The 13,189-nt window shown below is 72.6% G+C and carries 14 protein-coding genes and 1 pseudogene; 7 read left to right on the top strand and 8 right to left on the bottom strand.

What is annotated here, in order from left to right:
• The first annotated feature begins 134 nt into the window (after nt 1–134).
• The 3 genes from OOJ98_RS18540 to OOJ98_RS18530 all read left to right on the top strand — a co-directional run bounded on the left by OOJ98_RS18540 (nt 135) and on the right by OOJ98_RS18530 (nt 2,456).
• Complete coding sequence (locus OOJ98_RS18540; RefSeq protein WP_267056006.1) at nt 135–1,241, top strand: hypothetical protein; 1,107 nt, start codon at nt 135–137, stop codon at nt 1,239–1,241.
• Between the two features lie 103 nt (nt 1,242–1,344).
• Nucleotides 1,345–2,067 (top strand): peptide-methionine (S)-S-oxide reductase MsrA, encoded by a 723-nt coding sequence (gene msrA / locus OOJ98_RS18535; protein WP_267056005.1) that lies wholly within the window; start codon nt 1,345–1,347, stop codon nt 2,065–2,067.
• Nucleotides 2,068–2,249: 182 nt separating this feature from the next.
• Nucleotides 2,250–2,456, top strand: coding sequence for a hypothetical protein (locus OOJ98_RS18530; protein WP_267056004.1), 207 nt, complete (start codon nt 2,250–2,252; stop codon nt 2,454–2,456).
• On the opposite strand, the gene OOJ98_RS18525 is transcribed toward OOJ98_RS18530, so the two are convergent.
• Nucleotides 2,453–3,268, bottom strand: a complete 816-nt coding sequence (locus tag OOJ98_RS18525) for a helix-turn-helix domain-containing protein (protein ID WP_267056003.1) — start codon at nt 3,266–3,268, stop codon at nt 2,453–2,455. The two genes, OOJ98_RS18530 and OOJ98_RS18525, sit on opposite strands and share 4 nt — an antisense overlap.
• A gap of 140 nt (nt 3,269–3,408) precedes the next feature.
• Between OOJ98_RS18525 and OOJ98_RS18520 the strand changes: the two genes are divergently transcribed.
• Nucleotides 3,409–3,846 carry a VOC family protein gene (locus tag OOJ98_RS18520; protein ID WP_267056002.1) on the top strand — a complete coding sequence of 146 codons (438 nt, stop codon included), beginning with the start codon at nt 3,409–3,411 and terminating at the stop codon, nt 3,844–3,846.
• Between the two features lie 30 nt (nt 3,847–3,876).
• A pseudogene (locus OOJ98_RS18515) lies at nt 3,877–3,978 on the top strand (DUF4291 domain-containing protein); the annotation flags it as partial.
• Here OOJ98_RS18515 and OOJ98_RS18510 read toward each other — a convergent pair.
• Nucleotides 3,960–4,466 (bottom strand): hypothetical protein, encoded by a 507-nt coding sequence (locus tag OOJ98_RS18510; protein WP_267056001.1) that lies wholly within the window; start codon nt 4,464–4,466, stop codon nt 3,960–3,962. The pseudogene OOJ98_RS18515 and the gene OOJ98_RS18510 overlap by 19 nt on opposite strands.
• Before the next feature lie 369 nt (nt 4,467–4,835).
• Nucleotides 4,836–5,873, bottom strand: a complete 1,038-nt coding sequence (locus OOJ98_RS18505) for an NAD(P)-dependent alcohol dehydrogenase (protein WP_267056000.1) — start codon at nt 5,871–5,873, stop codon at nt 4,836–4,838.
• Nucleotides 5,874–6,030: 157 nt separating this feature from the next.
• On the opposite strand from OOJ98_RS18505, the gene OOJ98_RS18500 reads away from it, so the two are divergent.
• Complete coding sequence (locus OOJ98_RS18500; RefSeq protein ID WP_267055999.1) at nt 6,031–6,885, top strand: helix-turn-helix transcriptional regulator; 855 nt, start codon at nt 6,031–6,033, stop codon at nt 6,883–6,885.
• Nucleotides 6,886–6,957: 72 nt separating this feature from the next.
• Here OOJ98_RS18500 and OOJ98_RS18495 read toward each other — a convergent pair whose 3' ends face one another.
• Both OOJ98_RS18495 and OOJ98_RS18490 read right to left on the bottom strand, forming a co-directional pair.
• Entirely contained in the window at nt 6,958–8,226 is a 1,269-nt protein-coding gene (locus OOJ98_RS18495) for an Ig-like domain-containing protein (RefSeq protein WP_267055998.1), read from the bottom strand.
• A gap of 323 nt (nt 8,227–8,549) precedes the next feature.
• A complete protein-coding gene (locus tag OOJ98_RS18490; protein WP_267055997.1) occupies nt 8,550–8,876 on the bottom strand; it encodes a hypothetical protein in 327 nt (108 codons plus the stop codon).
• 108 nt (nt 8,877–8,984) lie between these two features.
• Between OOJ98_RS18490 and OOJ98_RS18485 the strand changes: the two genes are divergently transcribed.
• The gene (locus OOJ98_RS18485) at nt 8,985–9,266 is read left to right on the top strand and encodes an LPXTG cell wall anchor domain-containing protein (protein ID WP_267055996.1); all 282 of its coding nucleotides are present in this window, start codon (nt 8,985–8,987) and stop codon (nt 9,264–9,266) included.
• A 92-nt stretch (nt 9,267–9,358) separates the two neighbouring features.
• Here OOJ98_RS18485 and hutH read toward each other — a convergent pair whose 3' ends face one another.
• From hutH to OOJ98_RS18470, 3 genes are all read right to left on the bottom strand, one after another.
• Complete coding sequence (hutH, locus tag OOJ98_RS18480) at nt 9,359–10,900, bottom strand: histidine ammonia-lyase (RefSeq protein ID WP_267057019.1); 1,542 nt, start codon at nt 10,898–10,900, stop codon at nt 9,359–9,361.
• A 228-nt stretch (nt 10,901–11,128) separates the two neighbouring features.
• Complete coding sequence (locus OOJ98_RS18475; protein ID WP_267055995.1) at nt 11,129–12,292, bottom strand: GGDEF domain-containing protein; 1,164 nt, start codon at nt 12,290–12,292, stop codon at nt 11,129–11,131.
• Between the two features lie 92 nt (nt 12,293–12,384).
• Nucleotides 12,385–13,173 carry an enoyl-CoA hydratase/isomerase family protein gene (locus OOJ98_RS18470; protein WP_267055994.1) on the bottom strand — a complete coding sequence of 263 codons (789 nt, stop codon included), beginning with the start codon at nt 13,171–13,173 and terminating at the stop codon, nt 12,385–12,387.
• Between the last annotated feature and the right edge of the window lie 16 nt (nt 13,174–13,189).

Raw genomic sequence — 13,189 nt, 5'->3', positions numbered from 1 at the left:
AGTTCGTCCATGGGACACGGGGCGCCCTTTCATGAGCGGCCCATTGCGCGGGGCCGGGAAGCGGGCTCAGGTTCGCCGGATCGGTGCGCGGTCTGGTTCGCCGGATCGGGGGCCGGTCTGGTTCGCTGGTGCTCATGGAGATTCTGTGGACCCTGCTCGCGCTGGGCTTGCTCGCCGCGATCCTCACCCGGCTCGTCCTGCGGCGCGGCGGCGGCATCCGGCTGTCCCGGCCCGGTGCGCCGGACGCCGCGGACCCGGCGGCGTACGGGTTCGTCCGGCAGGAGGAGCTCGACGTGCGCCTGCCGGGCCCCGACCAGGAACTCCTCGACGTGCTCGCGGTGGTGCAGGGCACCCAGGACTGGAAGCCGGCCCAGCGGCTGCTCGCGGCGACGCCCAAGGAGGGCGAGCGGCGCTGGCAGCGCGTCCAGGCCTTCGCGGGCGCGGCCTCCCTCGAACTGGCCGGGCACCCCGGCGTCGGCGGGGCCTGGCTGCGCAAGTGGCGCTCGGAGGCGCCGAAGGACGCGGGGGCCGCGCAGGTGCACGCCGAGTTCCTGGTGCAGCAGGCGTGGCGCTCCTCGTCGGTGGGCCGGGACGACTTCCGCATCATCCTGGAGGAGGCCCGCACGGTGTGCGGCGAGGCCGCGCTGCTCGCCCCGGGCGACCCGGTGCCGTACATCGTCGAACTCGCCGTGGCCCGCGGACTCGCTTACCCGCGCGCGGAGTTCGACCAGCTGTGGGCGAAGGTGCTCGACCGCGCCCCGCAGCACATGGGGGCGCACCTCGCGGCGCTGCACTACCACTGCGAGAAGTGGCACGGCTCGCGCGCCCAGGCCGACGAGTTCGCCACGGCGTCCGCGGCCCGCGCCTCCCGGGGGTCCCTGCTCCCCGCGCTGCCGCTCTTCGCGGTGTACGAGCACATGACCGACATCGTGCTGGTCAGCGACTTCTACGGTACGGCGGTGGTGAGCCGGGCCATGGACGGCGCCCTGCACGCCGTGCACCAGGCCCGTCCCGAGGACCCGGCCCTGCCGCTCGTCCGCCATCTGCTGGCCTCCTTCCTGGTGCCGGCGCAGCGGTGGGCGGAGGCGATGGAGCAGTTCGTCGCCCTCGACGGCCATGTGGGCGCCGTGCCGTGGACGGTCTCCGAGGACCCGGCGGCGCAGTACACCCTGTGCCGGGCCCTCGCGGTGGCCGGCTACGAGGCGAACGGCGGGAACCCGGCGACGCTGGGGCGGCTCTAGGCGCGGGTCGGCGCGGCGGGGGTTCGGGTCCCTGACCGGTGCGGAATCTCTGGGCCCGCCCGTACGTTGCCCCTAGGCACCGGATCTCTCCGAGGAGCCCACGATGATCTTCGGCCGCCGCCCGCCCGAGCTGCCCACCCCCGAGCAGGCCCTGAAGGGCCGCCCGGAGCCCGAATTCACCCTGCCCGCACGGCACACGGTCCTCGGCAACCCGCTGGGCGGCCCCTACCCCGAGGCCCTGGAGGTCGCGGACTTCGGGATGGGCTGTTTCTGGGGCGCCGAGCGCAAGTTCTGGCAGACGCCGGGCGTCTGGACGACGCTCGTCGGCTACCAGGGCGGCAGCACCGTGAACCCTGCGTACGAAGAGGTCTGCTCCGGCCTGACCGGGCACACCGAGGCGGTCAGGGTGGTGTACGACCCCGCGGTCGTCCCGTACGAGCAGCTCCTGAAGGTGTTCTGGGAGAACCACGACCCGACGCAGGGCTTCCGCCAGGGCAATGACGTGGGCACCCAGTACCGCTCGGCGATCTACACCCACACCCCGGCCCAGGCGGCCACGGCCCAGGCCTCCCGCGAGGCGTACCAGAAGGTCCTCACGGCCGCGGGCCACCGCACGATCACGACGGAGCTGCTGCCCGCGGAGGGCCGCCCGTTCTACGCGGCCGAGCCGTACCACCAGCAGTACTTGGACAAGAATCCGGACGGCTACTGCGGTATCGGCGGCACGGGCGTCAAGCTGACGGCCCCCTTCGAGACGAACTGGGGCGCGTCCTGCCCGACGGGGATCGCTCCCGCGCCGGGGGTCACGTCGGAGACGAGCGAGTAGCCGAGGGCGCTGCGGCCGGACCGCCCCGGGCGTCCGGCCGTGTGGTGCGTTGCCCTTCCTGGCGTAAGCGGCACGCGTGGTCGGGTGATGTTGCGCGGCGGAGGGGGCCGGGCGGTCGCGGACGGGCCCGTCGTCGGGGTGAATGGCTCGCGTGAGAGCTGAGCGGGCGACGGGCGGCGGGCGTGAGTGATCCGAGGACGACCATGGGGGACGCGGTGCATCTGCGGCTGCCGTCCGCCCCGCCGAAGCCGGCGCCGGGGTGTCCGGTCTGCGCGGAGCTGGCCGTACGGCGGCGGACGGCGCGGGACCGGGGGGACTTCTCGGCCGCCACGGACGCCGATGTGGAGATCCGCCACCATCCCCATCCGGGGCGCGGGCGGCGGCGCTAGGACCGGTCCAGGCGCTGGACCAGGATCGCGTCCGTGCCCGACGCCGTCCCGGGGCGGAGCACGGTCATCGTCGAGCGGAGCGGGGGCGCGGGCGGCGCGGGGACCAGGTCCACCGTGCGGGAGGCGAAGTCGCCCACCGAGCGGCAGGACCACCAGGCGTCCAGGTCGGAGCGGGCCTCGCGCAGGCGGGCGCTCAGGCGGCGGACCCGGTCGTCGTCGGGGCTGCGGTCCGCGCGGCCGCGGAAGTGCCGGTGCAGGTCCCTCGCGACCGGTTCCCACGCGGGCAGCAACCGCTGGTGGGCCGGGTCGGTGAGCAGCAGCAGGAGCAGATTGCGGTCCGGGGCGGGGATGCGTCCCGGGTCGGGCCACAGGCGTGCGTACGCCTCGTTCCATGCGGTGATGAAGAGCGCCGGGTCCAGGGCCACGGCCGGGGTCTCGGTCCAACTCTCCATCAGGGCAAGGGTGTTGGGGTCGTGTGTCGCGGCTGACTGCTCGGGTGCCGCGTACCCGGCGAGAGTCAGCGCGTGGGCGTGGGCCGTCGCGTCCAGGCGCAGGGTGCGGCTCACCGCGTCGAGGACGTGGCGCGATGTCTCGACCCTGCCCTGTTCGAGCCAGGAGTACCAGGCCACGCCCACCCCGGACAGGGCGGCGACCTCCTCGCGGCGCAGGCCCGGCGTGCGGCGCCGACGGCCTTCGGGGAGGCCCAGATCGGCGGGGCGCAGGCGTTCGCGGTGGGCGCGCAGGAAACCGCCCAGTTCGCGCCGCCGAGACGGCTGTCCCGCGCCGGTGTCCGTGCTCGTGTCCGTCACCATGTCGTCCGCCCCTCTCTGCGGGCGCGTACGCCCGCACCCGCTCCGCGCCGGCACCCTCTGCCCGCCCTCAGCCTATGACCGGCAGTCACCGCATCAACCGGGTGCTGGTTCCGCCCGGCTGGAGCACGGAAGCTGCCGTCATGACGAAGCAACAGGACACCCTCCCTCTGGTACGGCGGCGCAGCAACGACTCCTCCGCCCTCACCGCGCCGCGCGCCTTCATCCGCGTGTTCACCGCGCCGGGCACCCTTGAGTCCCGCACCCGCTTCTACGAGGAGGTGCAGGGCCTCGAACGGGACATGTGGATCACCTATCCGGCCAAGGGGCTCGCGCTGGCGGCGGTCGGCGGATTCCTCGTCATCGAGGGGGCGGACGAGGACATCGCACCGTTCCTGTCCGCCGCCGGCACCCTGCTCGTCGACGACGCGGCCGCGCATCTGGCGCGGCTGACGGAGCGCGGCGCGGAGATCGTCGAGCCGCTGCACCAGGTGCCCACGGGCGCCGCCTTCTACGCCCGGCACCCGGACGGCACGGTGGTGGAGTACGTCGAGCACCGGCCGACCCCCGACGGCGACTAGCTCGGGCCGCCGCACATATTCGCTGGCCACACGCCGCTCGCGCACCGCGTCCACGGCCTTGTGCGGGCCGGGGAGCTCGCTGCCGCGCGGGAGCTGTTGCCGGACGAGCGGGTCTATCCCGGGCCCGGGTAGGCGCGCCGGGTCCGCCCGCTCCGTCCCTTCCCGACCGCGGCCCGGCAGCCCATCGCGGCGGACCCGGCGGCCCCGGCCAGGGAGAGCAGCAGCACCGGATCGACCCAGGACGGCACGAGTTGCACCGTGGTGCCGTCCGGCCAGGTGCAGAGGGTCGACGGGGGAAGGGTCCGGCTGACGATCGTGATGCCGTCGTTGCCGCCGTCTCGGTAGGCCTGCGCGGCATCGCGACCGGTGCGTGCCGTGACGCAGGCCCGGGTGGGCCGGGTGTCGAAGCCGCTCAGGTTGGCGAAGGTGAGCGTGACGACGGCGACGCTCAGGCAGAGCGTGGCCGCCTCGGCGCAGCGGCCGGGGCGGGTCCTGGCGTATCCGGCGCGCCGGGTCGCGAGCAGGTGGACGGCCTTGGCGAGGAGGAGGGCGGTGGCGGGGAGCGTCAGGAGGAGGATGGCGGTGTAGAGGATGGTGGGCTCCGGGGAGGGGTGGGGCACGACTGGGCCTCGCCGCACTTCGCCCCGGCCGGGCCCCAACCATCCTCTCTTACGCGGCAGTTACTCCCCTACCACCCGCGCCACCGCGCCGCCTGGACCGCGCCCCCAACCCCGCCTTCGTCTGCGGACCGTGCCCGCGTCCCGCGCAGTTCCCCGCGCCCCCAGGTGGGCTGCCCCTGGCAGGGTGCCATGCCCAGGCAACCCCGCCTACGTCTGCAGACCGTGCCCGCGTCCCGCGCAGTTCCCCGCGCCCCCAGGTAGGCCGACCTTGGCAAGGTGCCATGTCGAGGCCACCTCAGCCTGTCCGGCGTTTGAGGACGAGCGGCCTTCAGGCGCGAAACGGGGTCTGGGGCGGAGCCCCAGGGTGGGTCAGATCGTGGCGGTGTCGATGACGAAGCGGTAGCGGACATCGCTCGCCTCGACCCGCCCGTACGCCTCGTTGATCTGATCCGCCCGGATCAGCTCGATCTCCGCGCCCAGCCCGTGCTCCGCGCAGAAGTCCAGCATCTCCTGGGTCTCGTCGATGGAGCCGATCATCGACCCCGCGAGGATCTTGTTGCCGCCGATGAGGCCGAACATGTTGAGCGAGTTGGGCTCCTCGGGCGCGCCCACGTTGACGAACGCCCCGCCCGTCTTCAGGAGCGCCAGGTACGCGCCCAGGTCCAGCGGCGCGGAGACCGTGGACACGATGAGGTCGAAGGAGCCGGCGAGCTCCTTGAAGGTGGCCTCGTCGCTCGTCGCGTAGTAATGGTCCGCGCCCAGCTTGAGCCCGTCGTCCTTCTTGCGGAGCGACTGGCTGAGCACGGTCACCTCGGCGCCCAGCGCGTGCGCGATCTTCACGCCCATGTGGCCGAGGCCGCCGAGCCCGAGGATGGCGACCTTCTTGCCGGGGCCCGCCTGCCAGCGCTTGAGGGGCGAGTACAGGGTGATGCCGGCGCACAGCAGCGGGGCCGCGACGTCGAGCGAGACGCCCTCGGGAATGCGCAGGGTGTGGTCGGCGTCGACCACGATGTGCGTGGAGTAGCCGCCGTAGGCGGGCTTGCCGTCCCGGCCGATGGCGTTGTACGTCGAGACGCCGTCCGAGCAGAACTGGTTCTGCCCCGACCGGCAGGCCTCGCACTTCCCGCAGGAGTCGACGAAGCAGCCGACGCCCGCGTGGTCGCCCACCTGGAACGTGGTGACGTCCGAGCCGACCTCGGTGATCACACCGGCGATCTCGTGGCCGGGCACCATCGGGAAGATGGCCTGGCCCCAGCCCTCGTTCACCTGGTGGATGTCGGAGTGGCAGATGCCGGCGTACTTGATCTCGATGAGCACGTCGTTCGCGCCCACCGGACGGCGCTCGATGGTGGTGCGCTCCAGGGGAGCCTTGGGGGCGGGTGCGGCGTAGGCGGCGACGGTGGTCATGCCGTTCTCCTCAGATCTTTGGGGTACCCGATCAGCCTGCCCGACTTCCCTCCTGTCACCCAGGCCCCTGTTCTGCCTACGACCAGCGTGCGTACCACTGGCAGGGACAGGCTCCCGGTCCTACGTCCACGCCGTCGGGCGCGGATACTGGGGTGTCATGGACCAGCGCGCCGAACTCAGCGAATTCCTCCGCTCCCGCCGGGCCCGGCTGAAGCCCGAGGACGTGGGGCTGCCCGACCTCGGGCGCCACCGCAGGGTGCCGGGCCTGCGCCGGGAGGAGCTGGCGCAGCTGGCCGGGGTGTCGGTCGCGTACTACACGCGCCTGGAGCAGGGCAACGCGCAGAACGTCTCGGTGGAGGTCCTGGACGCGATCGGTCGGGCGCTGCGCCTCACCGACATCGAGCACGACCACCTCACCCACCTCGCCAAGGGCAAGACGAAGAAGAAGCGCGCGGCGTGCCGGCCCCAGCATGTGCGCCCGGCGCTGCAGCAGCTGATGGACGCGATGGACAACGTGCCGGCCCAGCTCATCGGCCGCCGTCTCGACATCCTCGGCTGGAACCGGATGGCGGCGGCGCTCCTCGGTGACATGGCGCAACTGCCGCCGCAGGAACGGAACATGGCGCGCCATGTCTTCCTCGACCCGGCGGCCCGCTCGCTGTACGTGGACTGGCACGGCAAGGCGGTCGACGTGGTCAGCATTCTGCGGCTGTGCGCGGGCTGCTACCCGGACGATCCTCAACTGTCCTCGCTGGTGGGCGAGTTGTCGGTGAAGAGCGAGGAGTTCCGCACCATGTGGGCGGCGCACACCGTCGCCGACAAGGGGCACGGCGTCAAGCGGCTGCGCCACCCGGTGGTGGGTGAGCTGACGCTGGCGTACGAGACGCTGACGCTGCCCGAGGAGCACGACCTGTCGCTGGTCACCTTCCACGCGGAGCCGGGCTCGGCCTCCGAGGAGTCGTTGCGGCTGCTCGGCAGCTGGAGCGCCGATCAGCCGGTGCGGGTGGCCTGAGCGGGCCCGGGGGGCGCGCGGCATGCGAACGGGGGCCCCGGAGGGCCCCCGTCGTGCGCTGCGGGTCGAGGGTCAGGCGGCGGAGCCCGCCGTCCACTGGTCCCAGCTCATGTTCCAGCCGTTGAGGCCGTTGTCCGGCTGGATCGTCTTGTCGTGGGAGTTCTTCATGATGACGACGTCGCCGGTGATCGAGTGGTCGTAGAACCAGGCGGCCTGGGTGCTGTCGTCGCCGGCGCCCTTGGTGTCGGACAGGCCCACACAGCCGTGGCTGGTGTTGGCGCTGCCGAAGACGGACTTCGCGCCCCAGTAGTTGCCGTGGATGAAGGTGCCGGACGCGGACAGGCGCATGGCGTGCGGCACGTCCTTGATGTCGTACTCACCCTTGCCGTCGTCGTCCGTGAAGCCGACCGTCGCACCGTTCATGCGGGTCTCCTTGTACTTCTCGGAGATCACCATCTGGCCGTTGTACGTCGGGTGCTCGGGCGAGCCCGCGGAGATCGGGATGGTCTTCACGACCTTGCCGTCCTGCGTGACGGTCATGGTGTGGGTGTTCGCGTCGACGGTGGAGACCTGGTTGCGGCCGATCTTGAAGGTGACCGTCTTCTCCTGGACGCCGGTGATCCCGTTGGCACCCTGGACGCCGTCGAGGTCCATCTTCATGGTGACGGTCGAGTTCTCCTTCCAGTACTCCTGCGGGCGGAAGTCGATGCGCTGCGAGCCGAACCAGTGCCCGACGACTTCCTGACCGCTGCTGGAGGAGACGGTGATCTTGGACTGAACATCCTTCTTGTTGGTGATCGCCTTGTCGAAGTTGATCGACACCGGCATGCCCACGCCGACGGTCGAGCCGTCCTCCGGCGTGAAGTTCCCTATGAAGCTGTTCTTCGGGGAGACGGTGGTGAAGGAGGTGTTCTCGTGCGCCTGGCGCCCCTTGGCGTCCGCCGCGGTCGCCGTGATCTTGTACGTGGCCGAACGCTTCAGCGCCTTGTCGGGCGCCCAGCTCAGGCCGTCCGCGGATATCTTCCCGTCGACCTTGGCGCCCTCGGCGGAGGTCATGGTCACATCGGTCAGCTTGCCGTCGGCGACGGCGACCTTGGTGTCGCTGTTGATGCCGACGTTGGTGGCACCGTTCTTCGGGGTGATGGTGATCTTGGCGTCGGAGGTGTCCTTCTCGGCGGCCTTGTCGGCCGCCGCCTGCGCCGATGACGAGCTGTCGGCCTTGGCGCCCTTGTCGCCGCCGCCGTTGCAGGCAGAAAGGACCAGTACGCCGCCGAGCACCGCGCACGCCGCCGCGAGCCCCTGCCTGCGCCGCTTACTCTCCGTCTTCACACGCTTCTCCATCGTCGCCGTCCCCCACGTCATCACCACTAGAACATCAGACTGCTCTACCCAGTTCCGCAGCGGGGGTGAATGTGGGACACACCACGCGTCGGAGGACGGGTCGGGGCGGGACGGTACAAGATCGCCGAAAGGCGTCCCTGTCGCGCCGTCCCGCCCCGGCCGCCGCCGGGCGGGGCGCGTCCGTCGGTCGTTGTCGCCGAGGCCGTCGTTCGGGCCCCGGCCGTCAGCCGCCGTCCAGCCGGCGGTCACCGTCCCTCACGCGATCGCCGTCTCTCCCGGGCGCACCGCACCTGCCCGGGGCACCGTCCGTCCCGCGGTCGTCTTCAGTCCTCGTCATTGCTGTCCTCATCGTCGAGGTCCCACTCCTCGTCATCGGGGTCGTATCCGACGCGCTCGCTGCTCCAGGAGGCCTGGACCAGTTCCGCGCCGGGCAGCGCCTCCACGAGGCCGACCGGGTCCACCAGGTAGGCGAGGGCCTCCGCTCCGTCTTCCCGTACCGCCGCCTCGGCATGCGCGCGTTCCTCGGGGCGCATCGCCGGATCCTCGGCGACGCGGGTCAGCGCGGCCGCCGCCAACTGCCCGGCGTCCTCGATCTCCAGGACCAAATCGACGCGCAGCCGCACATACCGTGATGTCTCTTCTTCGCTCATGCGAGGGAGCGTAGAGCTCAAGCCATCCGCGACTTTCCCGCGACCCGCTGCTTTCACTAGCATCAGCGCATCCCGTCAATTCGACGTACTCGCAAGGGGATCGCTCACTTGTCCGTCGCTCGTCGTCCCCTGCTCACCGCCACCGCGGCGGGGACTCTGCTCTGCGCTCTGTGGTTCGTGCCGTCCGCCAACGCCACGGATGAACACCACCCCACCACCGCCACCCCCCGCTCCGCCTACCGGACCGGTCCGGCCCAGGACGAGGCCCCCCTCGCCCTCGCCGACACCGGCGGCGCCGACACCTCCCCCTACTTGGTCGGCGGCACGCTGTTCCTGGGCCTCGGGGCGGGGTTCGTGATGTATTCGGTCCGCCGCTCGAAGCCCTGCTGAGCCTGCCGGCACGGGTGCCGGAGCGGGCGTACGCGAAAGGGCCGCCCGGGAGGTGACATCCCGGGCGGCCCTTCGCGTACGGCGGGAACGGGTCAGGCGAGCGGGCCCGTCACCGGTTCCACCGCGGCGACCAGCCCGCCCTCGCGGACGAACGTGTCCGCGGCGGCCAGGTCGGGGGCGAGGAAGCGGTCGGGGCCGGGGCCCTGGACGCCGGCCGCGCGGGCCGCGGCGATGGCGGCCTGCGAGGCGGGCGCCGGGGTGAGGCCCTTGCGCAGTTCGATGCCGCGGGTCGCCGCGTACATCTCGACGGCGATGATGCGGGCCAGGTTGTCGACGGCGGTACGCAGCTTGCGCGCGGCCGACCAGCCCATGGAGACGTGGTCCTCCTGCATGGCGGAGGACGGGATGGAGTCGGCGGAGGCCGGCACCGCGAGCCGCTTCATCTCGCTGACCAGGGCGGCCTGGGTGTACTGAGCGATCATCAGGCCCGAGTCGACGCCGGCGTCGTCGGCGAGGAACGGGGGCAGGCCGTGGCTGCGGTTCTTGTCGAGGAGCCGGTCGGTGCGGCGCTCGGCGATCGAGCCGAGGTCGGCGGCGACGATGGCGAGGAAGTCCAGGACGTACGCGACCGGGGCGCCGTGGAAGTTGCCGTTGGACTCGACGCGGCCGTCGGCCAGCACCACCGGATTGTCGACAGCGGAGGCGAGTTCGCGCTCGGCGACGGTCAGGGCGTACGCGATGGTGTCGCGCCCGGCGCCGTTGACCTGCGGGGCGCAGCGCACCGAGTACGCGTCCTGGACGCGCGGCGCCTCTTCCTCCTGGAAGTGGCCGACGAGGCCCGACCCCTTGAGCACGGCGAGCATGTTGGCGGCGGACGCGCCCTGGCCGGGGTGCGGGCGGATGGCGTGCAGCTCGGGCGCGAGCACCTTGTCGGTGCCGAGGAGCGCTTCGAGGGAGAGGGCAGCGGTGATGTCGGCGGAGGTGTAGAGCTTCTTCAGGTCGGCGATGGCCATGCACAGCATGCCGAGCATGCCGTCGGTGCCGTTGAGGAGGGCGAGGCCCTCCTTCTCGCGCAGCTCGACGGGTTCGATGCCGGCGGCGGCGAGCAGTTCACCGGCGGGCTTCACGACCCCGTCGGGGCCCTCGGCGTCGCCCTCGCCCATCAGCGTCAGGGCGCAGTGCGAGAGCGGCGCGAGGTCGCCGGAGCAGCCGAGCGAGCCGAACTCGTGGACGACCGGGGTGATGCCCGCGTTGAGCACGTCGGCCATGGTCTGCGCGACGGAGGGGCGTACGCCGGTGTGCCCGGAGGCGACGGTCTTCAGGCGCAGGAACATCAGCGCGCGCACGACCTCGCGCTCCACGCGGGGTCCCATGCCGGCCGCGTGCGAGCGCACGATGTTGCGCTGCAGCTGGGCGCGGAGCTCGGGGCTGATGTGCCGGGAGGCGAGGGCGCCGAAGCCGGTGGAGACGCCGTACACCGGCTCCGGCTTGGCAGCCAGCGCGTCGACGATCTCCCGCGCCCGCGCCAGAGCGGCGAGCGCGTCGGCGGAGAGCTCGACCTTCGCGTTGCCGCGGGCCACGGCGATGACGTCCTCGGGGGTGGTCCCGGAGGTCCCCACCACGACAGTGTGCATATCCATATTCAGCACCCTACGGATTGAATCGTCGCGTGTCACTAGCAGAGCCGCCAGCAGGCCGAGGAAGCACATGCCGCCCGGCACGAACCCCGCCAGGGGCGCGGGGAACTGCGCGAGACGCGGGCACGGTCCGCAGACGAAAGCGGGGTTGATCGGGGCCGCGGTGGCCGCATGGGCCGGGGCGGGCGGGCTGAGGCGGTTTCCGTTCGGCGCCCAGCCGAAGGGTCAGCTTCGGCCCCGGAAGCGGCGGCGGTCGTGCGGCGGGGTGGGCGGGTTTTCGGCGAGGGCGAGGACCGCTCCGTCCCGCCCCGCCACCACCGGCTTCGCCGACCGCGCCGCCTTCGCCCGGTACTGCGCCGCGTCCGCGAGGCGGAACAGGCGGCGTGCCGAGCGCACCTCGCCGATCGGGTCGCCCGTCGAGGCCACCCCGCACGCGACGCCCTCGCCGAGCTCCAACTCCCCTGCGCGCAGGCACAGTTCCTCGCCCACCGCCACGACCTCGTCCGCGGAGGGCCCGACCGCGAGGAGGCAGAACTCGTCCCCGCCGAGCCGCGCCGCCAGCGCCCCCGGCAGCTTCGCCCCGCACAGCGAGAGCACCGAGCCGAAGCGTTCGAGGAGCCGGTCCCCCACCGCGTGGCCGAGCGTGTCGTTGACCCGCTTGAGCCCGTTCAGGTCGCACACCACCAGGCTGACCACGGAGCCGCCCACCCGGTGCCGCTCGACCGCCTCGTCGAGGTGCATGTCGACGGCGCGCCGGTTGGCGAGACCGGTCAGCGGGTCGGTGAAGGCGAGGCGGCGCACCTCTTCGAGCCGCTCGGTCTGGGCGATCCCGGCGGCCACGACGGAGGCCAGCACGGTCGCGAAGTCCGCGTCCGCCGCGTCGAAGACGGCCGCGCCGACGGGCCGCGCCACATACAGCTCGCCCCACGCCCGCCCGTGCAGCACGATCGGGGCGACCACACAGCAGCCACGGCCGCGGCGGCGCAGCGCGGCCACGCGCTCGTGGCAGTAGCCCGCGTCGCCCTCGGGGGGCGCGACGGCCGTCTCGACCCACGCGTTGGGCTCGCCGCGGCCCTCCCCCGGGCTCTTGAAGAGCAGCGGAGACCCCCACCGCTCGTGCAGGAACTCGGTGATCTCGGGGAACTGGTGCACCGGATACGTCTCGTCCTCGGGGAACTCCTCCTCCCCGTGGGCCCGTTCGCCCTCGTTCACCAGCACGCGCAGCCGGCCCAGCTCGCGCTCCCACACCGAGAGCGCGGCGAAGCTCCCGCCGAGCGCTTCCTGCGCCCCGAGCGCCGCCGCGCGCCAGGATTCGCGCGGCGTGTGTGCCGCGGCCATGGCCTGTGCCAGCGAAACCACGGCCCGCAGCCGGGCATCCTCTCCACCCATTCCTCCAGCTTAGGGAGGTTTGGGAGGTTTTGACCCATGGGGGCGTCGACGCGTATTCCCTCACGCGTCCGCCGGTCCACCCGGCGGTACGGTCACTCCCCGGGCCACTCCGGCTTCCGCTTCTCGTTGAACGCGGCCACACCCTCCGCCCGGTCCCCCGAGAACGCCACCGAACGCCACGCCGCGTCCTCGACCTCCAGGCCGGCCCGCAGATCGAGCCCGTGCCCGAGCCGCATCGCCCGCTTCGCCGCGCGCAGCCCGACCGGCGAGTTGACCGCGATGCGCCCCGCGAGCGCGAGCGCCTCCGTACGGGCGTCCTCCGCGAGGATGTCGACGAGCCCCAACTCCCTTGCCTCCGCGGCCTCGACGCGGCGCGCGGTGAAGACCAGCTCGGCCGCGCGGGCGGCGCCGACCCGGCGCGGCAGGAGCTGCGTACCGCCGCCGCCGGGGATGACGCCGACGGAGACCTCGGGCAGGCCGACCACGGCGGTCGCGTCGGCCACGATCACGTCGCAGGCGAGCGCCAGCTCGAAGCCGCCGCCGAGCGCGAAGCCGTGCACGGCGGCGACGGTCGGCATGGGCAGGTCGAGCACGCCGGTGTAGGCGGCGCGGGCGGTGGGCCGCTGGCGTACCAGCTCGGCGTCGCTGAAGGAGTTGCGCTCCTTGAGGTCGGCGCCCACACAGAAGGCCCGCTCATGGGTCGAGGTCACCACGGTGACCCGGGCGTCGGGGTCGGCGCCGAGCGCGTCGCAGGCGGCCGCGATGGAGCGGGCCATCTCGCTGGAGACCGCGTTCATGGCCTTGGGCCGGTCGAGCACCAGCTCGGCGACGTGCCCCTCGCGCCGTACGACGACGAACTCCCCGAACCGCTGCTCAGCCATGGCAACCCCTCCGTTA

This window comes from Streptomyces sp. NBC_00083, assembly GCF_026343295.1.
Classification (GTDB): domain Bacteria; phylum Actinomycetota; class Actinomycetes; order Streptomycetales; family Streptomycetaceae; genus Streptomyces.
The sequence above is the reverse complement of the archived record's forward strand: the minus strand, read 5'-3'. Positions and strand labels throughout refer to the sequence as shown.